The sequence below is a fragment of the Helicobacter sp. 12S02634-8 genome (genome assembly GCF_002272865.1).
Taxonomy (GTDB): Bacteria; Campylobacterota; Campylobacteria; order Campylobacterales; family Helicobacteraceae; genus Helicobacter_J.
In genome coordinates this window covers 1-210 of sequence record NZ_MLAP01000061.1, presented here as the reverse complement: position 1 = coordinate 210, position 210 = coordinate 1, and the positions used below count along the sequence as shown (strand labels likewise).

1 protein-coding gene is annotated in these 210 nt (G+C 42.4%); it reads left to right on the top strand.

The genetic code is table 11. The features are described 5' to 3' along the window. The coding region (locus BKH46_RS09640; protein ID WP_172402636.1) for a hypothetical protein at positions 1–210 on the top strand (210 nt) is incomplete at both ends.

Genomic DNA, 210 nt, shown 5'->3' with positions numbered 1-210 from the left:
CCAATGAAGCCTCTAAAGTCACTGGACTCAACGGACTCAACCATGCCCTAGAAGCTTCTAGCTTCAATGGTAATCTCATTGATCTCTCCAAAAACCCCTATGACCAAACACTCACATTTGTTGGCAAAGGCTCGATTAACGCAAGCTCTAATGGCAACACCAATACAAATAATGAAGCTTTAGTCATCAAACTCTCAGACACCAAACTCA